Source organism: Pseudomonas sp. LjRoot277, assembly GCF_964253845.1.
Classification (GTDB): domain Bacteria; phylum Pseudomonadota; class Gammaproteobacteria; order Pseudomonadales; family Pseudomonadaceae; genus Aquipseudomonas.
Genome location: NZ_CAXURI020000001.1, coordinates 1,473,920 through 1,495,195, shown reverse-complemented (window position 1 = coordinate 1,495,195; position 21,276 = coordinate 1,473,920). Strand labels below are relative to the sequence as shown.

The following is a 21,276-nucleotide window of genomic DNA, read 5'->3' as shown; positions in this document are numbered from 1 at the left end:
CGATACCCGGTGAGAGGCGTTAATATTTGTGATTATTTTTTTCTACAGGGATTGGTAACTTGGCTGGATACCCCCATCCTGTCGCGCACAATCCAAGAGGTGATTGATGCGCGCCAACTCGTCTGATCCACAAGACCCCGTCACAGCGACACAACCGATCAAGGCCGAGCGTCTGCGCTTGCTTGATCGAATCAGCAAATACCGCCAGCCCATCGGTCTGGCAGTCACTTTGCTGTTGTTCGCTATCGCGCTGATTGCCTGTCGCCACCTGCTGAGCGAACTCGATCTGTACGCTCTGCACGACTCGATTCTCGACGTTCCGAAACCGGCATTGCTCGGTGCGCTGGGCGCGACCGTGGTCGGTTTCATTATTCTGCTGGGCTACGAATGGTCGGCCAGCCGCTACGCGGGCGTGACACTCGCTCCGCGAATCCTGGCCTTGGGCGGGTTCACCGCATTCGCCATCGGCAATGCCATCGGCCTTTCGATGCTCTCGGGGGGCTCGGTTCGTTACCGTTTATATGCACGTCATGGCCTGGGCGCCTCTGAAGTCGCCCACATGACGCTGTTCGCCAGCCTCTCGCTAGGCTGCGCCCTGCCCCCACTGGCCGCCCTCGCGACCCTCAGCAACCTGCCTGGCGCCTCTGCCGCCCTGGGTTTGTCCGAAACGTTGCTGGGTGCAATCGCCGCGGCCGTTTTGCTGCTCTTCAGCGTACTGGCCATTGGCATTTACCGCCGCCGTCTGCCAGAACAGCCTTATCCTGACAACCTGCTGGTCAAGGTCGGACGCCGCACCTTGCGCCTGCCGGGTCGTCGCCTGACGTTTCTGCAACTGATCATTACTGCCCTGGACGTCGCCGCCGCGGCAACCGTGCTTTATCTGCTGCTGCCGGAAGCACCGCCTTTCGGCGCGTTCCTGCTGGTGTACCTGTTGGCCCTGGCTGCAGGTGTGCTCAGCCATGTTCCCGGCGGGGTCGGGGTGTTCGAAGCGATTCTGCTGGCCGCCTTCTCCGACACACTCGGCGCTGCACCACTCGCTGCCGCGCTGCTGCTCTATCGCCTGATCTACGTGGTGCTGCCGTTGCTGGTAGCCTGCGTATTCCTGCTGATCAACGAAGGTCAGCGCCTGTTTCAATCGCGTCAGTCCTTAAGAGTGGCGTCCGGCCTGGCCGCGCCGATCCTGGCGGTGCTGGTATTTCTGTCCGGCGTGGTGTTGCTGTTCTCCGGCGCCACCCCGGAAATCGACACACGCCTGGAACACATCGGTTTTCTGATCCCGCATCGACTGGTCGATGCCTCGCACTTCGGTGCCAGCCTGATCGGTGTGCTTTGCTTGCTGCTGGCCCAGGGGCTGCGCCGCCGACTGTCGGCCGCCTGGATGCTGACCACCATCTTGTTGCTGGTCGCCGCCCTGCTCTCTCTGCTCAAGGGCTTCGACTGGGAAGAAGCCTGCTTGCTGACGCTGACCGCGAGCCTGCTGGGAGTTTTTCGCAGCTCGTTCTATCGCCCCAGCCGCCTGACCGAGGTGCCGTTCTCGCCGCTGTATCTGGTGGCGAGCCTGTGCGTACTCGGTGCGTCGATCTGGCTGTTGCTGTTCGCCTATCAGGACGTCCCATACAGCCATCAGCTCTGGTGGCAGTTCACCCTCGACGCCGATGCCCCGCGTGGCTTGCGCTCGCTGCTCGGCGCTGCGGTGTTGCTGGTAGTGGTGTCCCTGACCTGGCTGCTGCGCACCGCACGCCCGGTGATCCATCTGCCAACGCCCGATGAGCTGGACCGCGCGGTAAAGATCTTGATGGCCTCCGCGCAACCGGATGGCGGCCTTGCCCTGACCGGAGACAAGGCGCTGCTGTTTCACCCCAATGACGAGGCGTTCCTGATGTACGCACGTCGTGGTCGCAGTCTGGTGGCCTTGTATGACCCGATCGGCCCGACCCAGCAACGGGCGGAAATGATCTGGCAGTTCCGCGACCTCTGCGACATCCACCACGCCCGTCCTGTGTTCTATCAAGTGCGCGCCGAGAACCTGCCGTACTACATGGACATCGGCCTGACCGCGATCAAACTCGGCGAAGAAGCCCGGGTCGATCTGCTTCGCTTTGATCTCGAGGCCAAAGGCAAAGAGATGAAAGACCTGCGCTACACCTGGAACCGTGGCACTCGCGATGGCCTGTCGCTGGAGATCTTTGATCCCGGACAAGCGCCGATGGATGAACTCAAGGTGATTTCCGATGCCTGGCTGACCGGCAAGAACGTGCGCGAGAAAGGTTTCTCCCTCGGCCGCTTCAGCGATGACTACCTCAAGCACTTCCGCATTGCGGTGATCCGATTTGAAGGTCACCCGGTAGCGTTCGCCAACCTGCTCGAAACTTATGGCCACGATCTGGCCAGTCTCGACCTGATGCGCGCGCACCCAGACGCCCCCAAGCTGACCATGGAGTTCATGATGGTCGGCCTGATTCAACATTATAAAAATCATGGATACGCGCGTTTCAGCCTGGGCATGGTGCCGTTGTCGGGGTTGCAGCCCCGTCGTGGCGCACCACTGACCCAGCGTCTGGGCTCGATGGTTTTCCGCCGTGGTGAGCAGCTCTACAACTTTCAAGGCTTGCGCCGCTTCAAAGACAAATTCCAGCCTGACTGGGAACCCCGTTATATGGCCGTGCCCGCCGGACTCGATCCGCTGGTTGCCCTGGCCGACACTGCCGCCCTGATTGCAGGCGGCTTGACCGGATTGGTGAAACGCTGATGATTCAACGCTCCTTGCGGTACGTACTGGCCACACTGGTAGTGCTGGCCCTGATTCTCGGTGGCGGTTACTGGTACCTGAAACGCCCGGCGCCCGAACCGACCCTCGAACAGCTGACGCCGGCCGATGGCGCCGCGATGACCCGTGTCATCCCCGGCAACACGCCACGCGCCCAGGTGCTGGTGGCGGTCAATGAAGACCAGAAGCTCAGCAACAAACAGTTGATGACCCTGAGCCGCAGCGGCTCGGCGCAGATTGTTCAGGTGATCCTGCCCAAAGACTGCCTGCTGCAAAGTCGCGCCCTGCAATCGGCCCTGAGAGAACTCAAAGGCCCGGCGACCCTGGTCAGCGGCATCGGCCCTGGCGCCGTGCTGGCGTGGCGCTGGTTGTCCGAGCAGAAGGACGACAAGGCTCAAGCCATCTCGGTGGACCTGGCCCTGGAAAAACCAGGCTGCACGCACCTGCTACCGAAAAGCGCCGCTCACGGCCACTGGCTGGTGGCCTGGAACGATAACCCGGACGACACCAGCGCCGGTTTCGTACGCGACCAACCCAATGCCGAAACCAGCATCAGCGACTACGACATCAACCTGCCGCAAGTGCTGAACAACGAACTGCGCAAGATTCTCGTTGGCGGCGATAAAGCCGCTGGCGGCTTGCAGATCCCGGTGGTCGAAGTGCCCGCCGGCCAAGCCAAGGACACCGTGACCCTGTTCCTCTCCGGTGACGGCGGCTGGCGCGACCTGGACCGCGACGTCGCGGGCGAGATGGCAAAGATCGGCTACCCGGTGGTCGGCATCGACACCCTGCGCTACTACTGGCAGCACAAGAGCCCGGAGCAAAGCGCCTTGGACCTCGCCGAGCTGATGCAGCACTACCGGCAGAAATGGGGCACCAAGCGCTTCATCCTGACCGGTTACTCGTTCGGCGCCGACGTCCTGCCGGCGATCTACAACCGCCTGGAGCCATCGGAACAGCAACGGGTCGACGCGATCATCCTGCTGGCCTTCGCCCGCACCGGCAGCTTCGAAATCGAAGTCGAAGGCTGGCTCGGCAACGCCGGCAAAGAAGCCGCCACCGGCCCGGAAATGGCCAAGCTGCCGCCGGAGAAAGTGGTGTGCATCTACGGTGAAGAAGAAGTCGACGAGAGCGGGTGTACTGACAAGACTGCGGTGGGCGAAGCGATGAAACTGCCTGGCGGCCATCACTTCGACGAGAACTATCCGGCGCTGGCCCAGCGGTTGGTGGATATCATCGAAAAGCGACAAGCCAAGGGTGAGACGGCTCAGGAGTGATCTGAGCGTCGCCCAACAAAAAGCCCTCGCAGCCTTAAGGTTGCGGGGCTTTTTGGTTAGAGGCGACGCTCTGCCGCGCCGTAGACCTCTTCGTCGCGTCGAGCACCGACGGCAACGATCAATACCTGAATCGCCTTGCCATCGACTCGATAAACAATCCGCGTGTCGCCTGTCCGGATCCGTCTACAGCCTGCAAGGCTGGCTCTTAGGGGCTTGCCGCTCTTGTCCGGCTCACCATTGATAATCCGCTCTTCGATGACATCAAGAATGCGGTTCGCCGCCACAGCTCCCAGCAGATCCAGATCCCTCTGGACCTCCGGATGATAGATAACGCCCCAAACCATCCACAGCTCCTTTAGTCTTTCCTGGCGTACCGCGTCCGCATATCGTCGTGGCTGACTGCCTTGGCCTGATCAAAACCGATCAGTCGCTCTCGAGCCGCTGCTTCAACCCGAAGGTCCTCAAGCTCGTCGAGCATTTCCTGATACGCATCGACATTGATAATGACCGCTGCTGGCTGATTGTCCTTGAAAATGACCAGCCGCTCGGTGGCTCGGCTAGAAATCTCTTTGAGCCTTGCGCTGAACCCCCTGACCATTGCAGTCACCGATATGGCTTGGTCAGCACGCTCCAGTAATGCCGTCATACCCACCTCTCTACACAATCATGCAAATTTGAACACATAGTTCTACGCAGAGTATTGCGTCGAATTCGACATACAGCAAGCGGCAAAAAACGCGAACTGATCAACCTGCGTGTTTCACACATCTTCGCCGTGTTTAGTTTCGTTTACTTAAGGTGTCGAAATATCGGATGACGCCCGCAGACCTTGTAGGCAAACTCCGAATCGTTCTTTTTGGGCACTTTGATGCCTTGTTGCGCTTTTCTTCGACGGGATACTCTCCGGACGTCGCTGACTATTCAGCGATCGGGTGTGGTAACCCGGCGAAACCAGCGCAACAGCGCCTTCATCCCGAACACGGGCATTTTTTATGTCTGCGATCTCGAGTTATGGCGGCTGTGCGTGGGACGCCCTCGGGCGTGCCGGTTTCCTTGGTTCCCGGTTTACCACCCTGCGTACAGCTGCCTCCCTTTCGCGTGGTAACGAAAATGGCAGCTCCTCGAACCCAGGAGTAAAACCATGACCAAAACAAATCCGTCAGAACCTGACGAACTGAAAACCATCGGCCTCACCCCCTTCATCTACTGCTCAAACAAGGCACTGTTCCGTGTCAGTCGAGACGTCCCCCTCGGTGATGCGCTAGCCATGGCCTCTGATTTTCTGTTCCTTGCCAAGGAGCTGACTAAAGATGCTGCCTACGCCCGCGACACCGACCGACACGCTTGGGCCGCGCATTACCTGACGGCAATGAGTAAGGCCGTGATTGATGATGCGGTGAAGGTACTGACGCCGCCACCTGCTCGGACAAAAGCCGAATCTAAAAAATAGCTGCCTGAGCGCAACTAATGGCGCCGAGACCCCAAACACAAAAAAGCCCCCGCTACCGCAATGGCAACGGGGGCTTTTTGTTGTGGCTTACATCTCCACCTGAGTCCCCAGCTCAATCACCCGGTTCAGCGGTAGATTGAAGAACCGCAGATTGCCGTTGGCGTTCTGCAACATGAAGGCGAACAGCGCCTCACGCCAGCGCGCCATGCCTTCGAGCTTGGAGGCAATGACTGTCTCGCGGCTAAGGAAGTAGGTGGTGCGCATCGGGCTGAAGTCCAGGTCATCGAGATGACACAGCTTCAGCGCTTGCGGCACGTCCGGCTCGTCGACGAAGCCGAAGTGCAGGATCACCCGGAAGAAGCCTTCGCCGTAGGAATCGACCTCGAAACGCCGCGATGCGGGCACCCGCGGGATGTCTTCGTACACCACCGTGAGCAACACCACTTGCTCGTGCAGTACCTGGTTATGCAGCAGGTTGTGCAACAGCGCATGAGGCACGGCATCTGGCCGCGCGGTCAGAAACACGGCGGTGCCCTGAACGCGATGCGGCGGTTGCACGGCGATGCTGCTGATGAAGATCGGCAGCGGCAAGCCACCCTCGTCGAGACGATCGACCAGCAATTGCTTGCCGCGTTTCCAGGTGGTCATCAGCACAAACAGCACGATACCGGCGATCACCGGGAACGCCCCGCCCTGAATGATTTTCGGCACGTTGGCGGCGAAGTACAGACCGTCTACCAAGAGGAAACCGAGCAACAGCGGTATTGCGAGGACCGGAGGCCATTTCCACAGCAGCAATATCACCGCCGACACCAGGATAGTGGTCATCAGCATGGTACCAGTCACCGCCACGCCATAGGCGGAGGCCAGCGCGCCGGAGGATTCGAAACCCAACACCAGCAGAATCACGCCGACCATCAGCGCCCAGTTCACCGCGCCAATGTAGATCTGGCCTTGTTCGGCGCTGGAGGTGTGCCGAATGTGCATGCGCGGAATGTAACCGAGCTGGATCGCTTGACGGGTCAGGGAGAACGCACCGGAAATCACCGCCTGAGAAGCAATGACCGTGGCCAGGGTCGACAACCCCACCAACGGAATCAGCGCCCAGCTCGGTGCCAGCAGGTAGAACGGGTTGCGAGCGGCTTCCGGATCACCCAGCAGCAAGGCGCCTTGACCGAAGTAGTTCAGCACCAGCGCCGGCAGCACCAGAATGAACCACGCACGGGCAATCGGCTTGCGACCGAAGTGGCCCATGTCGGCGTACAGCGCTTCGGCACCGGTCAATGCCAGCACTACCGCGCCGAGAATCGCCACGCCCATGCCCGGGTGCACAACGAAGAAGCGCACGCCCCACACCGGGTTCATCGCTTTCAACACTTCCGGATGCTGCATGATGCCGTAGACACCCAGCGCGCCCAGCACCACAAACCAGGTCACCATGATTGGCCCGAACAGGATGCCGATCCGCGCGGTACCGTGACTTTGAATCAGGAACAGCGCCACCAGCACGATCAGCGACAGCGGCACCACCCAATGGTCGATGCCCTCGAAAGCCAGTCCCAGGCCTTCAATCGCCGAGAGCACCGAGATCGCCGGCGTGATCATGCTGTCGCCATAGAACAGCGCCGCGCCGATCAGCCCGCAGACCACCAGTAAAGTGCGCAACTTCGGATGCCCGGCCGCAGCCCGCCGAGCGAGGGCGGTCAAGGCCATGATCCCGCCTTCGCCCTGGTTGTCGGCGCGCAGTACGAACATCATGTACTTGATCGACACGACCCAGATCAGCGACCAGAAGATCAGCGCCAGAATCCCCAGCACCCCGTCGTGATTGACGGGCACGCCATAGCCACCGGAAAACACTTCTTTGAGGGTGTACAGCGGGCTCGTGCCGATATCGCCATAAACTACCCCGACCGCCGCGACCAGCATACCGATCGGCTTCGCCGCCGAATGCTCGGCACCCGCCGCCTGACTACTTGCCTGACCCATCCACCACTCCTACTACCCAGACCGGACTTCTTTGGAAGAAGCACTATGCTTTGCCGTGCAGCATGCGCTGTTTTACTTACTGTTACAGACGTTTTGTTGACTGTAAAAAATCGGTAAAGCGTAACGGCGCGAAGCATAGCGCAGCACTCGTCGTATTTCCCTGCATAAAGCTGGTCAAGTGCGCCTCTCATCGCTAGAATTGCGCACTTTTTGACCAGAGGCGCAACATAGCGCCCGTCTGTCGCCTTGCCGTCTTCGGCTGGAGGCGTCCCAAATACCGAGGTTAGACATGTCCACCACTCCTGCGCCGGCCAATCCAAAGGTTGGTTTCGTATCCCTGGGTTGCCCCAAAGCACTGGTCGACTCCGAGCGCATCCTTACCCAGCTGCGTATGGAAGGCTATGACGTTGTGTCCACTTACGAGGACGCCGACGTCGTGGTGGTCAACACCTGCGGCTTCATCGACTCGGCCAAGGCTGAGTCTCTGGAAGTGATCGGCGAAGCCATCAAGGAAAACGGCAAGGTCATCGTGACCGGCTGCATGGGCGTCGAAGAAGGCAACATTCGTAAAGTGCACCCAAGCGTGCTGGCCGTGACCGGTCCGCAGCAATACGAACAAGTGGTCAACGCCGTGCACGACGCCGTGCCGCCGCGTCAGGATCACAACCCGCTGATCGACCTGGTGCCGCCACAAGGCATCAAGCTGACCCCGCGCCACTACGCCTACCTGAAGATTTCCGAAGGCTGCAACCACAGCTGCAGCTTCTGCATCATCCCGTCGATGCGCGGCAAACTGGTCAGCCGCCCGGTCGGTGATGTATTGGACGAGGCTCAGCGCCTGGTCAAGGCCGGCGTCAAAGAGCTGTTGGTGATCTCGCAAGACACCAGCGCTTACGGCGTCGACGTGAAATACCGCACCGGTTTCTGGAACGGCGCACCGGTGAAAACCCGCATGACCGAACTCTGCGAAGCCCTGAGCACCCTCGGCGTCTGGGTTCGTCTGCACTATGTTTACCCGTACCCCCACGTCGACGAGCTGATTCCGCTGATGGCCGCCGGGAAAATCCTGCCGTACCTGGACATCCCGTTCCAGCACGCCAGCCCGAAAGTCCTGAAAGCCATGAAACGCCCGGCCTTCGAAGACAAGACCCTGGCCCGCATCAAGAACTGGCGCGAAATCTGCCCGGACCTGATCATCCGTTCGACCTTCATCGTCGGCTTCCCCGGCGAAACCGAAGAAGACTTCCAGTACCTGCTGAACTGGCTGACCGAAGCCCAACTGGACCGCGTCGGCTGCTTCCAGTACTCGCCAGTCGAAGGCGCACCGGCCAACCTGCTGGACGCGGCCATCGTGCCGGACGACGTCAAGCAAGACCGCTGGGACCGTTTCATGGCGCACCAGCAAGCCATCAGCTCGGCACGCCTGCAACTGCGCGTCGGTCGTGAAATCGAAGTACTGGTCGATGAAGTCGACGAGCAAGGCGCGGTCGGCCGCTGCTTCTTCGATGCCCCGGAAATCGACGGCAATGTGTTCATCGACAATGGAAGCAACCTGAAACCAGGCGATAAAGTCTGGTGCAAAGTGACCGACGCCGACGAATACGACCTGTGGGCTGAACAGATCTAAACGCAAAAAATACCAAAAGCCCTGCTCTCTTGACGAGATGCGGGGCTTTTTTACGTCTATCGTTTTGTGGGAGAAAGGATTCGCATCATCAACTGCAAAAGGGGCAGCCGGCCATGCGCCAACATTCGGTCATCCACACGCCGAAACAGAGCGACTACGAAGAACTCACTCAGGTCTGGGAAGCCTCGGTGCGCGCCACCCATGACTTTCTGCCGGACAGCTACATCGAACTGCTGAAGAACCTGGTGCTGACGCGCTACCTCGATGCAGTGATGCTGATCTGCACCAAAGACCCGCGCCAGCGCATCACCGGGTTCGCCGGGGTCGCGGCGGGCAAGATCGAAATGCTCTTCATCGACCCGGCTCACCGCGGCCAGGGCCTGGGCAAGCAGTTGCTGCGCTATGCGATGGAACACCTGAATGCCGATGAACTGGACGTCAACGAGCAGAACCCGCAAGCCTTGGGTTTCTACTTCAAACAGGGCTTCGAAGTGATCGGTCGTTCGGAAGTCGATGGCATGGGCCAGCCTTATCCGCTGCTGCACATGCGCATGAAACAGACAAATCAGCGCGCTCAACGCGGCTAAAAGCTTTACGGCGCAAATGGAGCCGGGATTAACCGGCGCCAGGCAGGTACAATGCCCACCCCTTTTTTGTTACGGCCCTGTCATGACTGACCCGATTCGTCTCTCCAAACGCCTCATCGAACTCGTCGGCTGTTCCCGTCGGGAGGCTGAGCTGTTCATCGAGGGCGGCTGGGTCACCGTGGACGGTGAAGTCATCGACGAGCCGCAGTTCAAGGTCGAGAACCAGAAAGTCGAGCTTGATCCAGAAGCCAAGGCCACTGCACCGGAACCGGTGACCATCCTGCTGAACGTGCCCGTGGGCATGAATGCGGAAACGGCCATGGCAACGATCAGCGCCGAGACCTTGAGCGAAGAACACCGCTTCAGCAAACGTCCGCTCAAGGGCCACTTCCTGCGCCTGACCGCCAGCACCGACCTGCAAGCCAACGCCAGCGGTCTTTTGGTGTTCACCCAGGACTGGAAGATCCTGCGCAAACTCACTGCCGACTCCGCCAAGATCGAGCAAGAGTATGTGGTCGAAGTTGAAGGCGACATGGTGGCTCACGGCCTCAACCGCCTGAACCACGGCCTGACCTACAAGGGCAAGGAACTGCCGCCGGTCAAAGCCAGCTGGCAGAACGAAAACCGCCTGCGTTTTGCGATGAAGAACCCACAACCGGGCGTCATCGCCCTGTTCTGCCAGGCCGTAGGCCTGAAGGTTGTCGCCATCCGCCGCATCCGCATTGGCGGCGTGTCCATCGGCAAAGTGCCGTTGGGCCAATGGCGTTACCTGTCCGGCAAAGAGAAGTTCTAAGACTTCTCACGCCGCCACACATTTTGGCGCCGCTGTTTATGCGGCGCCCACTGCTGAATATCAGGACTGCACACCATGATTCATAACGACGTACTGCGCAGCGTGCGCTACATGCTCGACATCAGCGACAAGAAAGTCATCGAGATCATCAAGCTCGGCGGCATGGACGTGACCCTGGAAGACCTGGTGACGTACCTCGACAAGAAAGAGGAAGACGAGGAAGGCTTCGTACGCTGCCCGGATGAAGTCATTGCGCATTTCCTCGATGGCCTGGTGATCTTCAAGCGCGGCAAGGACGAAAGCCGTCCGCCGCAGCCGATCGAAGTGCCGGTGACCAACAACATCATCCTGAAAAAACTGCGCGTGGCCTTCGAACTGAAAGAAGACGACATGCACGCCATCCTCAAGGCCTCCGAGTTCCCGGTGTCCAAGCCTGAGCTGAGCGCGCTGTTCCGCAAGTTCGGCCACACCAACTACCGTCCGTGCGGCGATCAGTTGCTGCGCAACTTCCTCAAGGGCCTGACCCTGCGCGTGCGTCCGCAGTAAGTGCCCGCTGGCCTTGAGCTGCAAACCCGCGGCTCAAAGCCAGGCTGTATAGACCCTCATTCCTCGCAAAAATAGTGGCTCCGCTTCCGGCGGCTGACGACTAGGGTGTATTGACCCTCAGCTCTCAGGATTCGCCATGCACCCGTATTTTTCCCTGCAAGGCCGCACCGCTCTGGTGACCGGCGGCACCCGTGGTATTGGCAAAATGATCGCCAAGGCTTATGTCGAGGCTGGCGCAACCGTGTACGTCTGCGCCCGGGATGCCGAAGCCTGTCAGCAAACGGCTGATGAATTGAGCGCATTCGGTCGTTGCCACGGAGTGGGAGCCAACCTGGCCACCGAAGAAGGCGTACTTCAACTGGCTACGCAACTGGGTGAGCAGATCACTCATCTGGATATTCTGGTGAACAACGCCGGCACCACGTGGGGCGCGCCGCTGGAGAGCTACCCGGTCAAGGGCTGGGAAAAGGTCATGCAACTGAACGTGACCTCGGTGTTCAACTGCATTCAGCAGTTTTTGCCGTTGCTGCGTAAGGCCGGTTCGGCAGCGAATCCGGCGCGGATCATCAACATCGGCTCAGTGGCGGGAATTTCGTCCTTCGGCGAGCAGGCGTATGCCTACGGGCCGAGTAAGGCTGCCCTGCATCAACTGTCGCGAATTCTGGCTCGGGAACTGGTGAGTCAGCACATCAACGTCAACGTCATCGCGCCGGGGCGTTTTCCGAGCAAGATGACTCAGCATATTGGGAATGATGAGCAGGCGTTGGCCGACGATACGGCGTTGATTCCAATGAAACGCTGGGGCCGGGAGGAAGAAATGGCGGCGCTGGCGATCAGTCTGGCGAGTACGGCCGGCGCTTATATGACCGGGAATATCATTCCGCTGGATGGCGGGTTTAGCCTCTGACTCGCCACAGAGCCGGGTGGGTTATCATGCTCGCCCTTATCCCGCCTCGACCGCAGACCATGACCTACAGCGTTTCCCCCATCGGCTTCGTGCGCTCCTGCTTCAAGGAGAAGTTCGCCATCCCGCGCCAGCCACAACTGGCCCCGGCCGCTCGCGGTGTACTGGAACTGGTGGCGCCGTTCGATCAGGGCGATGCGGTGCAGGGTCTGGAACAGGTCAGCCACGTGTGGCTGCTGTTCCTGTTTCATCAGACACTGGAAGAAAAGCCACGGCTGAAAGTCCGCCCTCCTCGTCTCGGCGGTAACAAATCCATGGGCGTGTTCGCCACCCGCGCGACGCATCGGCCCAACGGCATCGGCCAATCCGTGGTGAAGCTGGACAAGGTTGAAGCCAATCGCCTGTGGATATCCGGCATCGACCTGCTGGACGGCACGCCGATTCTCGACATCAAACCCTACGTGCCTTACGCCGACATCATTGATACAGCCTCCAACAGCATCGCCAGCGCCGCACCGCTGCTGATTCCCGTGCAGTGGACGGACTCAGCACTGCAACAGGCTCACGGCCATGCTCAGCGCCTTGAAGAACCGCTGGTGGAGTTGATCGAGCAATGCCTGGCACAAGACCCACGTCCGGCGTATCAGATTCCCACACCCGAACGGGAATACGGCGCACAGTTCTGGGACCTTGACGTGCGCTGGCATTATCCAGAGGCGGGTGTGATCCGCGTCCTTGAAGTCATTCCCGCCCCCAACCTGCATCGGGCATAAAAAAGCCCCCATTGCCTGCACAGGCAATGGGGGCTTTTCAGTGATGCGATGTTCTTACTTCTCGACGAACGCTCGCTCGATCAGGTAATCACCCGGCTCGCGCATCCGCGGCGACACTTTCAGGCCGAAGCTGTTCAGCACTTCGCTGGTCTCGTCGAGCATGCTCGGGCTGCCGCACAGCATGGCGCGGTCGTCCTGCGGGTTGATCGGTGGCAGACCGATGTCGCTGAACAGCTTGCCGCTGCGCATCAGGTCGGTCAGGCGACCTTCGTTCTCGAACGGCTCGCGGGTCACGGTCGGGTAGTAGATCAACTTGTCACTGAGGGCCTCGCCGAAGAACTCGTTCTGCGGCAAGTGCTCGGTGATGAACTCGCGGTAAGCGACTTCGTTGACGTAACGTACGCCGTGGCACAGGATCACTTTTTCGAAACGCTCGTAGGTTTCCGGGTCCTGGATGACGCTCATGAACGGCGCCAGACCGGTACCGGTGCTGAGCAGGTACAAATGTTTGCCAGGCTTCAAGTCATCCAGCACCAGCGTGCCGGTAGGCTTTTTGCTGATGATGATCTCGTCGCCTTCCTTCAGATGCTGCAGCTGGGAAGTCAGCGGGCCATCAGGCACCTTGATGCTGAAGAACTCGAGATGCTCTTCCCAGTTCGGGCTGGCAATCGAGTAAGCGCGCATGAGCGGCCGGCCGTTGGGCTGTTGCAGGCCGATCATCACGAACTGACCGTTCTCGAAGCGCAGGCCCGGATCGCGGGTGCACTTGAAGCTGAACAGAGTGTCGTTCCAGTGATGAACACTGAGGACACGCTCGTGGTTCATGTTGCTCATGTACGTGGGACTCCTGGAGATTTGGTCTGCGCATGCTCTGCGCCCGCGCTGCGAAAAATGAGCTGCTGTGCGCAATTGCATCGCATTCTAATGGCAGCCACAATATCTGTTAACTGGATTATTAAGATAAGGGTTATCGGTTATATCGATATGCGATTTACTCTCCGTCAACTTCAAGTATTCGTCGCCGTCGCCCAGCAGGAAAGCGTATCCCGTGCTGCGGGCCTGCTCAACCTCTCGCAATCGGCGGCAAGCACCTCGATCACCGAGCTAGAGCGTCAGTCCAGCTGTCAGCTGTTCGACCGCGCCGGCAAACGGCTGAGCCTCAATGCCCTCGGCAAACAGCTGCTGCCGCAAGCGGTGGCGCTGCTCGACCAGTCCAAGGAAATCGAAGACTTGCTCAATGGCAAGTCGGGATTCGGCTCTCTGGCGGTCGGCGCGACCCTGACCATCGGCAATTACCTGGCCACCTTGCTGATCGGCAGCTTCATGCAGCGCCATCCGGAAAGCCAGGTGAAGCTGCACGTGCAGAACACTGCCAACATTGTGCAGCAAGTCGCCCACTATGAAATTGATCTGGGTCTAATCGAAGGTGACTGCAGCCATCCGGACATCGAAGTGCAGAGCTGGGTGGAGGATGAACTGGTGGTGTTCTGCGCGCCCCAGCATCCACTGGCCAAGCGCGGCACGGCGACCATGGAAGAGCTGACCCATGAGGCCTGGATTCTGCGGGAACAGGGCTCCGGCACGCGACTGACCTTTGACCAGGCCATGCGTCACCATCGCAGCTCACTGAATATCCGACTGGAACTGGAACACACCGAAGCGATCAAGCGTGCCGTGGAGTCCGGGTTGGGGATTGGCTGTATTTCGCGTCTGGCGCTACGCGACGCGTTCCGCCGTGGCAGCCTGGTGCCGGTGGAAACGCCAGATCTGGACCTGGCGCGGCAGTTCTATTTCATCTGGCACAAACAGAAATATCAAACGTCGGCGATGCGTGAATTCCTCGACCTGTGCCGCGCCTTCACCGCCGGGGTTCAGCGCAGCGATGAGATCGTTCTGCCCACCATCGCTTAAAGCAGGATGACTGCCCAGACCAGCGCGATCATGCTCAAGGCTACGAACTGAGCGGCGCTGCCCATGTCCTTGGCGTTCTTGGACAGCGGGTGCAACTCAAGGGAAATGCGGTCGATGGCCGCTTCCACGGCCGAATTGAGCAATTCGACAATCAACGCCAACAGGCACACTGCAATCAGCAACGCCTGCTCGACGCGACTGACGTTCAGGAAGAACGACAGCGGGATCAATATGACGTTGAGCAACACCAGTTGCCGAAAGGCCGCTTCGCCGGTGAAAGCTGCGCGCAGACCGTCCAGCGAATAACCGGAGGCGTTGAGGATGCGTTTTAGGCCGGTTTGGCCTTTGAAAGGTGACATAAAGTAGGCAACTGACCAAAAAATGAAGTGGGAAGGCTAGATTAAGCACAGTCAAAAAAGCGTGAACGCGCCGCGTCTGATCAGTTCGAAATTGACTCAAGTTGTTGCAGAAGCAAGGCTGCCTGGGTCCGGGTCCGCACATTCAGCTTGCGAAAAATCGCCGTCACGTGGGCCTTGATCGTCGCTTCGGAAACGCTCAGCTCGTAGGCAATCTGCTTGTTCAACAAGCCTTCACAGACCATGGTCAGCACACGAAACTGCTGCGGCGTCAGGCTCGCAAGGCCTTCGCTGGCGGCCTTGGCTTCGGCGGAAACGCTGACCGCCTCGAACGCCTGGGGCGGCCAGAACACATCACCATCGAGCACCGCGCGTACGGCTTTCTGGATGACGCTCAGATCACTGGACTTGGGGATGAAGCCGCTGGCGCCGAATTCACGAGACTTGACCATGATCGAGGCTTCTTCCTGGGCCGACACCATGACCACCGGAATCTGCGGATACTGACCGCGCAACAGCACCAGCCCTGAAAAACCGTAGGCCCCCGGCATGTTCAGGTCCAGCAGCACCAGATCCCAGTCGGACTTCTCGTCCAGACGGGTTTCCAGCTCGGCAATGCTTGCCACTTCCACCAGGCGGACTTCCGGGCCCAGGCCCAGGGTCAACGCTTGATGCAGGGCGCTACGAAAAAGAGGGTGGTCATCGGCAATCAGGATTTCGTATGTGGCCATTTTTCAAATGATCCTGTTTTTTATGGGACGCCCGATGCATTCAGGCCTCACCAAAACAACTCGAGGTACAGCCACGGAGCTGTACCAACAGGGCACGTTCAACGCCAATCACGTGGCTATCCACGTAAAGAATACGGCGTATCAAACTTTGGCCGCGCCCTAATCGGCGCCAAGCATGCCCAGCGAAGCCGGGGTGGTCAAGGTGCATGGCCAGTACAGTTCTTTGCAGTATGGGCGACAATCAGCGGCTAACAGGGACGCCGATTTACACAAAAGGCATCAGCTCGGCGTGTGCTGGTGTTGAAACATTCATTTCAAGCTGATGTTTGGCATCAAGGTAATGTTGGCTGAATACGTCGAAATAAGCGTCCAGCGCCGACGCAGCCTCGGTATCGCCCGCCAGATCGAGACACAACGCCGCCACTTCGGCTGTGCATAGATGCTCGCTGCGGGTCGATCGGCGCAACCGGTACCGCGACAGCTTCTCGGGTAACAGGCTCAGGATTGGCAGCCGATCGAAGTAGGGGCTTTTGCGGAAAATCTTTCGGGCTTCTGTCCAGGTGGCATCCAGCAGAATGAACAGCGGACGCTTCGAACGATCGGCATCGACGCTGTTTGTGACACGCTCGGGTTCGACGTACTCACCCGGAAACACCAGATAGGGCTGCCATTGCGGGTCGGCCAGCAGCGCCAGCAGTTGCTCATCAACTTCCGTACGCGACCAGATGAACGCATGGTTGTCGCGCACCACATCGGCGATCAGCCAACCGGTGTTGCTCGGTTTGAACACTTCCTTGTTGGTCATGATCAGGCACACGCCAGAACGGGCCTCGACTTGCGGACGCCAGGCGCACAGGCAGTGGCTCTCGATCACGCGGCAGGCTCGGCAACGCGGTGCCCTCCAGCCTCGGGCCTGAATCGGCTTGATGCCCTCTTCCTCTCGCTCATCGCGCAAGCGGGCTACTGCGTTTGCAGCAAAGCGTGGGGTTGCAGGGTTCATCGCAGGCAACGCCGGCAGGGGAAGAAAATCGACACGAAAAACACTCGGCAGGGCAGAAAGTGGCGGCAGTTTATCAGAGCAGCCGGCGCAAGCCTGTACCGTCCAGGCCTCGTCCCCTATAATTCGCCGCCACTGAACGCACAGTCATGTGACGGGTCGAACCACCAGTCACTGAACCAGGAGAGTTTCATGCTGCGCCTTATCGTTCCCACCGCTGCCATTTTGCTGGCGTCGTCCTTCAGCGCTCAGGCTGCGTCCTTGAGTGAGCAGAATCTCAACAGAGAGCTGCGAAACGTCGCCACACAAAGCAGTGTTGGTACTCCACGGGCGATCAACGAAGACATTCTTGATCAGGGCTACACCGTCGAAGGCAACACGCTGATCAACCATCTAAGCGTACAAAGCAGCCACGCCAACAAGATGCGTGCCGACCCGAAAGCCGTGTATTTCCAGCTTGGCGCCTCTGTATGCAACAACCCATCGTTCCGCAAACTGATGGCCAAGGGCGCGGTCATGCGTTACGACTTCACTGAGGTGAAGACCAACCGCGCAGTCGGCTCCGCCAGCTATCAGGAATCGGATTGCCCGAAAGCGGCTCCGACCAAGAAGAAGTAATCATTGGGGATTGGCGCGCCGCTGTTCATCCTCGGCGCGCAGTTCTGCCAACAACGCCTGCAAATAACGTGAACGTCGGTCGGCCCCCTCCAGACGCCGGCAGCACTCTTCTTCGAGACTCAAATGATTGGTCTCGGCTGATGACTTCAGCAATCGATACAGTTGCGTATCGATCTCCAGAATGACTCTGGCCATCACTTCCCGCCTCCCTGCACCTCGCCCTTGCTTGAGCGATAAAATCCTTGAACCGCTTGTAACGTGCGTCCTGCCTTTGACGCAAAGTTGTCGTGTCGTGCCTGTAATTTAGTAAATCAGACTGTCGGACACTCGCCTTGCGTTCAGACGAGCGGTGAAAGCACCTTGCAAATCGCCAATAAGCGGTTGCCAGGAAAGACTTTGCGGCGCAATGATCAAGTCAGCGAAAAACGCTGCGAGGGTCTAGATTCATAGTGTTCACGTTTACTTTTCAGGGCAGGAAAGGGGCTGCCCATTGCCCGTCTTGTTGTGCGAATGTTTCCTTCATCCAAGGGAAAAACAGAGCCTGTATGGAAGGAGAAGTTGATGCCTTACCAACCGAATGACCTCCTGAGCCGTCATTTTGAAGAAAGCGGCCACGACCTCATCAGCAAGGTCGAAGAGCAACTCAACCTTGTTTCACCCAACAGCCCGAACATCCCGATCTACCGCGACATGATCCTGACCGTGCTGCGCATGGCCCAGGAAGATCACAACCGCTGGAATGCCAAGATCACCCTGCAAGCCCTGCGTGAACTGGAACATGCCTTCCGTGTTCTGGAGCAGTTCAGGGGGCGCCGCAAAGTCACCGTTTTTGGCTCGGCCCGAACACCGATAGAACATCCGCTGTACGGTCTGGCCCGGGAACTTGGCGCCGCGCTGGCGCGGTCAGACCTGATGGTCATTACCGGTGCCGGTGGTGGCATCATGGCGGCGGCCCACGAAGGTGCTGGCCTGGCACACAGCCTGGGATTCAATATCACCCTGCCCTTCGAGCAGCATGCCAATCCCACCGTGAATGGCACTACCAACCTGCTGCCTTTCCACTTCTTCTTTACCCGCAAGCTGTTCTTCGTCAAGGAAGCCGATGCGCTGGTCCTGTGCCCTGGCGGTTTCGGTACCCTGGATGAAGCGCTGGAAGTGCTGACACTGATCCAGACGGGCAAAAGCCCGCTGGTGCCCGTGATATTGCTGGACGCTCCCGGCGGCAATTTCTGGCAAGGCGCGTTGGACTTCATTCACCATCAACTGGAGGAAAATCGCTACATCCTGCCGACCGATATGAAACTCGTCAGTCTGGTCTACAGCGCGGAAGAGGCTGTGGAGCAGATCAACCAGTTCTACAGCAACTTCCACTCCAGCCGCTGGCTCAAGCATCAATTCGTGATCCGCATGAATCACAAGCTCAGCGACCAGGCGCTCGAACACATGCAAGAGGCATTTGCCGACCTGTGCCTGAGCGATCACTTCCATCAACACGCCTACAGCGGAGAGGAACACGACGAACCGCAGTTCAGCCACCTGGCGCGACTCGCTTTCACCTTCAACGCCCGTGATCATGGACGTCTGCGGGAACTGGTGGACTACATCAACCTGCCGGAAAACTGGGCGCAATCCCAACCCCAGGCGCAACAGCGCTCGCGGGAACCGTCCAAGGTTACGTAAGCAAAAAAAACGGCCCGCTATCAAAATAGCGAGCCGTTTCAGTCAATCGTCCATCCCTCGGCCACTGAACAAGCGGCTGATCATTTCCATGGAATATCCCCGATAACTCAGGAACCTGCCCTGTTTGGCACGTTCCCGGGCGTCTATCGGTAAATGCCCGGAAAACTTTCGCCGCCAGGTGTCTTCCAGTTGTTCCTGCCAGTTGATACCGCTCTCGCGTAAAGCGAGTTCGATGTCGGTACGTTGCAGGCCGCGCTGGCTCAACTCTTCGCGAATACGCAAAGGGCCATAACCGGAACGGGAACGGTAGGAAACAAAGCTTTCAAGGTAGCGGGATTCGGACAGCAGGCCTTCTTCCGTCAAACGGTCGAGAGCCGAGTCGATCATTTCAGGGAGGGCGCCGCGTTGACGCAGTTTACGCGTCAACTCGACTCGACCGTGCTCGCGTCGCGCGAGCAGGTCCATTGCGGTTCGCCGCACCGCGACGAGTGTATCGAGTACGGCGGTCATCGGATCAATCAGATATCAGCGTCAGCCAGGTCATCAGCAGTCTCTTTGACTGGCGATGCTTTGACGTCCGGCGCTGGAGTCAGCAACTTGTCGCGCAGTTGCTTCTCGAGCTTGGCGGCGATTTCCGGATTGTCTGCCAGGAACTTGGCCGAGTTAGCCTTGCCCTGACCGATCTTGGTGCCTTCATAGGCATACCAGGCGCCGGACTTCTCAACGAAACCGTGCAGCACGCCCAGGTCGATCATCTCACCATTGAGGTAGATGCCCTTGCCGTAAAGAATCTGGAACTCGGCCTGACGGAACGGCGAAGCTACCTTGTTCTTCACAACCTTGACGCGAGTTTCGCTACCGACAACCTCGTCACCTTCTTTCACCGCGCCAGTACGGCGGATGTCCAGACGAACCGAAGCGTAGAACTTCAGCGCGTTACCACCGGTGGTGGTTTCCGGGCTGCCGAACATCACACCGATTTTCATACGGATCTGGTTGATGAAGATAACCAGGCAGTTGGCGTTCTTGATGTTACCGGTGATTTTACGCAGCGCCTGGGACATCAGACGGGCTTGCAGGCCCACGTGCATGTCACCCATTTCGCCTTCGATTTCAGCCTTTGGAACCAGAGCTGCCACGGAGTCGACGATGATCACGTCAACGGCGTTGGAACGCACCAGCATGTCGGTGATTTCCAGGGCTTGCTCGCCGGTGTCCGGCTGCGAAACCAGCAGGTCGTCGACGTTGACGCCCAGTTTGCCGGCGTATTCAGGGTCGAGGGCGTGCTCGGCATCGACGAATGCGCAGGTCGCGCCGGCTTTTTGAGCCTGGGCGATCACCGACAGTGTCAGCGTGGTTTTACCGGAGGATTCAGGACCGTAGATCTCAACGATACGACCTTTTGGCAGACCGCCAATGCCGAGCGCGATGTCCAGACCCAGAGAGCCAGTGGAGATAGCCGGGATCGCCTGACGGTCCTGATCGCCCATACGCATTACGGCACCCTTGCCGAATTGACGTTCGATCTGACCCAGGGCCGCAGCCAAGGCTTTCTTCTTGTTGTCGTCCATTAAAGTCCTCACGTAATCAATAAGGCCTGACGGCCAACACCTGTATAAGTAGCCAGTATTATTCCACAGCGTTTCAGGATCGCCTACCCCTGATTTGAGATTTCTCCAGCAGCATGGCGCAGCAGCCCCTCTAGCGCGGCCTTCACCGTTTGTCGGCGGACCTCGTCACGGTTGCCGGGAAAGTACTGCACCTCGCTGAACACCTGTTCACCAACGCCCCAAGCCAGCCACACGGTGCCCACCGGCTTGCTCGGCGAACCGCCATCCGGCCCCGCCACACCGCTGACCGCCACGGCAAAACGCGCCCGGCTTTTCTCCTGCGCGCCTCGGGCCATGGCCTCGACCACCTCGCGACTGACCGCTCCCACTGTCGAAAACAACTCGACCGGAACATTCAATTGCTCGGTTTTCTGGCGATTGGAATAGGTGACATAACCAGCCTCGAACCATGCCGAACTCCCCGGAATCCGGGTGATCGCCTCGCTGATCCCGCCACCGGTGCAGGATTCTGCGGCGGTGACGTGAGCATTGAGAACCTGCAAGCGCCTGCCAAGTTCAGCGGCCAGTTGGGTGATTTCTTTCACGGTCATCTCCTGAGCAAGCGGAATGAGAACTACCGTACACGAGCGTAACGCGCTTGCAAGGCGCAGGATCGATCAAAATGTTAGCGAGCGAGGGCTCTGATATAAGCCTGCCAAC

Annotated in this window: 23 protein-coding genes; 12 read left to right on the top strand and 11 right to left on the bottom strand. The window is 59.0% G+C overall.

The genetic code is table 11. The features are described from left to right. Positions 1–106 precede the first annotated feature (106 nt). Both mprF and ACSQ87_RS07080 read left to right on the top strand, forming a co-directional pair. Positions 107–2,749 (top strand): bifunctional lysylphosphatidylglycerol flippase/synthetase MprF, encoded by a 2,643-nt coding sequence (gene mprF, locus ACSQ87_RS07085; protein ID WP_223433007.1) that lies wholly within the window; start codon positions 107–109, stop codon positions 2,747–2,749. Continuing rightward, a complete protein-coding gene (locus ACSQ87_RS07080; protein WP_223433008.1) occupies positions 2,749–4,044 on the top strand; it encodes a virulence factor family protein in 1,296 nt (431 codons plus the stop codon). Before mprF ends, ACSQ87_RS07080 begins: the two co-directional genes overlap by 1 nt. A 56-nt stretch (positions 4,045–4,100) precedes the next feature. On the opposite strand, the gene ACSQ87_RS07075 is transcribed toward ACSQ87_RS07080, so the two are convergent. Continuing rightward, entirely contained in the window at positions 4,101–4,388 is a 288-nt protein-coding gene (locus ACSQ87_RS07075) for a type II toxin-antitoxin system RelE family toxin (RefSeq protein ID WP_223433009.1), read from the bottom strand. Between the two features lie 11 nt (positions 4,389–4,399). Then, a complete protein-coding gene (locus tag ACSQ87_RS07070; protein ID WP_223433010.1) occupies positions 4,400–4,690 on the bottom strand; it encodes a type II toxin-antitoxin system Phd/YefM family antitoxin in 291 nt (96 codons plus the stop codon). Positions 4,691–5,185: 495 nt separating this feature from the next. On the opposite strand from ACSQ87_RS07070, the gene ACSQ87_RS07065 reads away from it, so the two are divergent. Beyond that, positions 5,186–5,494 carry a DUF3077 domain-containing protein gene (locus tag ACSQ87_RS07065; protein WP_223433011.1) on the top strand — a complete coding sequence of 103 codons (309 nt, stop codon included), beginning with the start codon at positions 5,186–5,188 and terminating at the stop codon, positions 5,492–5,494. 87 nt (positions 5,495–5,581) lie between these two features. Here the strand turns inward: ACSQ87_RS07065 and ACSQ87_RS07060 are convergent, their stop codons facing one another. Beyond that, positions 5,582–7,483, bottom strand: coding sequence for a potassium transporter Kup (locus ACSQ87_RS07060; protein ID WP_223433012.1), 1,902 nt, complete (start codon positions 7,481–7,483; stop codon positions 5,582–5,584). A gap of 289 nt (positions 7,484–7,772) precedes the next feature. Here ACSQ87_RS07060 and rimO point away from each other — a divergent pair, with 289 nt between their 5' ends. The 6 genes from rimO (at position 7,773) to tsaA (ending at position 12,713) form a co-directional block, all read left to right on the top strand. Further along, positions 7,773–9,110: a 30S ribosomal protein S12 methylthiotransferase RimO gene (gene rimO, locus ACSQ87_RS07055; protein ID WP_223433013.1), complete on the top strand. Its 1,338-nt coding sequence runs from the start codon at positions 7,773–7,775 to the stop codon at positions 9,108–9,110. 113 nt (positions 9,111–9,223) lie between these two features. After that, on the top strand, positions 9,224–9,697 hold the full coding sequence (locus tag ACSQ87_RS07050; protein ID WP_223433014.1) for a GNAT family N-acetyltransferase: 474 nt from the start codon (positions 9,224–9,226) through the stop codon (positions 9,695–9,697). Positions 9,698–9,779: 82 nt separating this feature from the next. Beyond that, positions 9,780–10,490 (top strand): rRNA pseudouridine synthase, encoded by a 711-nt coding sequence (locus tag ACSQ87_RS07045; protein WP_223433015.1) that lies wholly within the window; start codon positions 9,780–9,782, stop codon positions 10,488–10,490. A gap of 75 nt (positions 10,491–10,565) precedes the next feature. Further along, entirely contained in the window at positions 10,566–11,036 is a 471-nt protein-coding gene (locus ACSQ87_RS07040) for a DUF1456 family protein (protein WP_150654848.1), read from the top strand. Positions 11,037–11,172: 136 nt separating this feature from the next. After that, the gene (locus ACSQ87_RS07035) at positions 11,173–11,943 is read left to right on the top strand and encodes an SDR family oxidoreductase (protein WP_223433016.1); all 771 of its coding nucleotides are present in this window, start codon (positions 11,173–11,175) and stop codon (positions 11,941–11,943) included. A 59-nt stretch (positions 11,944–12,002) separates the two neighbouring features. After that, complete coding sequence (tsaA, locus tag ACSQ87_RS07030; protein ID WP_223433034.1) at positions 12,003–12,713, top strand: tRNA (N6-threonylcarbamoyladenosine(37)-N6)-methyltransferase TrmO; 711 nt, start codon at positions 12,003–12,005, stop codon at positions 12,711–12,713. A gap of 54 nt (positions 12,714–12,767) precedes the next feature. Here the strand turns inward: tsaA and fpr are convergent, their stop codons facing one another. Beyond that, positions 12,768–13,547, bottom strand: coding sequence for a ferredoxin-NADP reductase (gene fpr / locus ACSQ87_RS07025; protein ID WP_030127957.1), 780 nt, complete (start codon positions 13,545–13,547; stop codon positions 12,768–12,770). 150 nt (positions 13,548–13,697) lie between these two features. On the opposite strand from fpr, the gene ACSQ87_RS07020 reads away from it, so the two are divergent. After that, positions 13,698–14,624, top strand: a complete 927-nt coding sequence (locus ACSQ87_RS07020) for a LysR family transcriptional regulator (RefSeq protein ID WP_008153977.1) — start codon at positions 13,698–13,700, stop codon at positions 14,622–14,624. Here ACSQ87_RS07020 and ACSQ87_RS07015 read toward each other — a convergent pair. The 3 genes from ACSQ87_RS07015 to ACSQ87_RS07005 all read right to left on the bottom strand — a co-directional run bounded on the left by ACSQ87_RS07015 (position 14,621) and on the right by ACSQ87_RS07005 (position 16,711). Continuing rightward, a complete protein-coding gene (locus ACSQ87_RS07015; RefSeq protein ID WP_008010143.1) occupies positions 14,621–14,983 on the bottom strand; it encodes a diacylglycerol kinase in 363 nt (120 codons plus the stop codon). The two genes, ACSQ87_RS07020 and ACSQ87_RS07015, sit on opposite strands and share 4 nt — an antisense overlap. An 80-nt stretch (positions 14,984–15,063) precedes the next feature. Then, positions 15,064–15,711 (bottom strand): response regulator transcription factor ErdR, encoded by a 648-nt coding sequence (erdR, locus tag ACSQ87_RS07010; RefSeq protein ID WP_033053926.1) that lies wholly within the window; start codon positions 15,709–15,711, stop codon positions 15,064–15,066. Between the two features lie 265 nt (positions 15,712–15,976). Continuing rightward, positions 15,977–16,711: a tRNA-uridine aminocarboxypropyltransferase gene (locus ACSQ87_RS07005; RefSeq protein ID WP_223433017.1), complete on the bottom strand. Its 735-nt coding sequence runs from the start codon at positions 16,709–16,711 to the stop codon at positions 15,977–15,979. A gap of 189 nt (positions 16,712–16,900) precedes the next feature. Between ACSQ87_RS07005 and ACSQ87_RS07000 the strand changes: the two genes are divergently transcribed. Next, positions 16,901–17,326: a PA3611 family quorum-sensing-regulated virulence factor gene (locus ACSQ87_RS07000; protein WP_056739218.1), complete on the top strand. Its 426-nt coding sequence runs from the start codon at positions 16,901–16,903 to the stop codon at positions 17,324–17,326. On the opposite strand, the gene ACSQ87_RS06995 is transcribed toward ACSQ87_RS07000, so the two are convergent. Then, the gene (locus ACSQ87_RS06995) at positions 17,327–17,521 is read right to left on the bottom strand and encodes a hypothetical protein (RefSeq protein ID WP_223433018.1); all 195 of its coding nucleotides are present in this window, start codon (positions 17,519–17,521) and stop codon (positions 17,327–17,329) included. A gap of 366 nt (positions 17,522–17,887) precedes the next feature. Here ACSQ87_RS06995 and ACSQ87_RS06990 point away from each other — a divergent pair, with 366 nt between their 5' ends. Further along, positions 17,888–19,006 (top strand): TIGR00730 family Rossman fold protein, encoded by a 1,119-nt coding sequence (locus ACSQ87_RS06990; protein WP_223433019.1) that lies wholly within the window; start codon positions 17,888–17,890, stop codon positions 19,004–19,006. A gap of 42 nt (positions 19,007–19,048) precedes the next feature. Here the strand turns inward: ACSQ87_RS06990 and recX are convergent, their stop codons facing one another. The 3 genes from recX to ACSQ87_RS06975 all read right to left on the bottom strand — a co-directional run bounded on the left by recX (position 19,049) and on the right by ACSQ87_RS06975 (position 21,161). Continuing rightward, positions 19,049–19,516 (bottom strand): recombination regulator RecX, encoded by a 468-nt coding sequence (gene recX, locus ACSQ87_RS06985; protein ID WP_223433020.1) that lies wholly within the window; start codon positions 19,514–19,516, stop codon positions 19,049–19,051. A gap of 8 nt (positions 19,517–19,524) precedes the next feature. Further along, positions 19,525–20,577, bottom strand: coding sequence for a recombinase RecA (gene recA, locus ACSQ87_RS06980; protein ID WP_007907270.1), 1,053 nt, complete (start codon positions 20,575–20,577; stop codon positions 19,525–19,527). A gap of 83 nt (positions 20,578–20,660) precedes the next feature. Beyond that, the gene (locus ACSQ87_RS06975) at positions 20,661–21,161 is read right to left on the bottom strand and encodes a CinA family protein (protein WP_223433021.1); all 501 of its coding nucleotides are present in this window, start codon (positions 21,159–21,161) and stop codon (positions 20,661–20,663) included. Positions 21,162–21,276 lie beyond the last annotated feature (115 nt).

Excerpts from the sequence above, each read along its gene's own strand:
- rimO (WP_223433013.1), top strand. The coding sequence starts at position 7,773 with ATGTCCACCACTCCTGCGCCGGCCAATCCAAAGGTTGGTTTCGTATCC.
- ACSQ87_RS07050 (WP_223433014.1), top strand. The coding sequence starts at position 9,224 with ATGCGCCAACATTCGGTCATCCACACGCCGAAACAGAGCGACTACGAA.
- ACSQ87_RS07020 (WP_008153977.1), top strand. The coding sequence starts at position 13,698 with ATGCGATTTACTCTCCGTCAACTTCAAGTATTCGTCGCCGTCGCCCAG.
- ACSQ87_RS07035 (WP_223433016.1), top strand. The coding sequence starts at position 11,173 with ATGCACCCGTATTTTTCCCTGCAAGGCCGCACCGCTCTGGTGACCGGC.
- fpr (WP_030127957.1), bottom strand. The coding sequence starts at position 13,547 with ATGAGCAACATGAACCACGAGCGTGTCCTCAGTGTTCATCACTGGAAC.
- ACSQ87_RS06990 (WP_223433019.1), top strand. The coding sequence starts at position 17,888 with ATGCCTTACCAACCGAATGACCTCCTGAGCCGTCATTTTGAAGAAAGC.
- ACSQ87_RS07080 (WP_223433008.1), top strand. The coding sequence starts at position 2,749 with ATGATTCAACGCTCCTTGCGGTACGTACTGGCCACACTGGTAGTGCTG.
- ACSQ87_RS06995 (WP_223433018.1), bottom strand. The coding sequence starts at position 17,521 with ATGGCCAGAGTCATTCTGGAGATCGATACGCAACTGTATCGATTGCTG.
- ACSQ87_RS07075 (WP_223433009.1), bottom strand. The coding sequence starts at position 4,388 with ATGGTTTGGGGCGTTATCTATCATCCGGAGGTCCAGAGGGATCTGGAT.
- recA (WP_007907270.1), bottom strand. The coding sequence starts at position 20,577 with ATGGACGACAACAAGAAGAAAGCCTTGGCTGCGGCCCTGGGTCAGATC.
- ACSQ87_RS07045 (WP_223433015.1), top strand. The coding sequence starts at position 9,780 with ATGACTGACCCGATTCGTCTCTCCAAACGCCTCATCGAACTCGTCGGC.
- mprF (WP_223433007.1), top strand. The coding sequence starts at position 107 with ATGCGCGCCAACTCGTCTGATCCACAAGACCCCGTCACAGCGACACAA.
- tsaA (WP_223433034.1), top strand. The coding sequence starts at position 12,003 with ATGACCTACAGCGTTTCCCCCATCGGCTTCGTGCGCTCCTGCTTCAAG.
- ACSQ87_RS07000 (WP_056739218.1), top strand. The coding sequence starts at position 16,901 with ATGCTGCGCCTTATCGTTCCCACCGCTGCCATTTTGCTGGCGTCGTCC.
- erdR (WP_033053926.1), bottom strand. The coding sequence starts at position 15,711 with ATGGCCACATACGAAATCCTGATTGCCGATGACCACCCTCTTTTTCGT.
- ACSQ87_RS07060 (WP_223433012.1), bottom strand. The coding sequence starts at position 7,483 with ATGGGTCAGGCAAGTAGTCAGGCGGCGGGTGCCGAGCATTCGGCGGCG.
- ACSQ87_RS07040 (WP_150654848.1), top strand. The coding sequence starts at position 10,566 with ATGATTCATAACGACGTACTGCGCAGCGTGCGCTACATGCTCGACATC.
- ACSQ87_RS07015 (WP_008010143.1), bottom strand. The coding sequence starts at position 14,983 with ATGTCACCTTTCAAAGGCCAAACCGGCCTAAAACGCATCCTCAACGCC.
- ACSQ87_RS07070 (WP_223433010.1), bottom strand. The coding sequence starts at position 4,690 with ATGACGGCATTACTGGAGCGTGCTGACCAAGCCATATCGGTGACTGCA.
- ACSQ87_RS07065 (WP_223433011.1), top strand. The coding sequence starts at position 5,186 with ATGACCAAAACAAATCCGTCAGAACCTGACGAACTGAAAACCATCGGC.
- ACSQ87_RS07005 (WP_223433017.1), bottom strand. The coding sequence starts at position 16,711 with ATGAACCCTGCAACCCCACGCTTTGCTGCAAACGCAGTAGCCCGCTTG.
- recX (WP_223433020.1), bottom strand. The coding sequence starts at position 19,516 with ATGACCGCCGTACTCGATACACTCGTCGCGGTGCGGCGAACCGCAATG.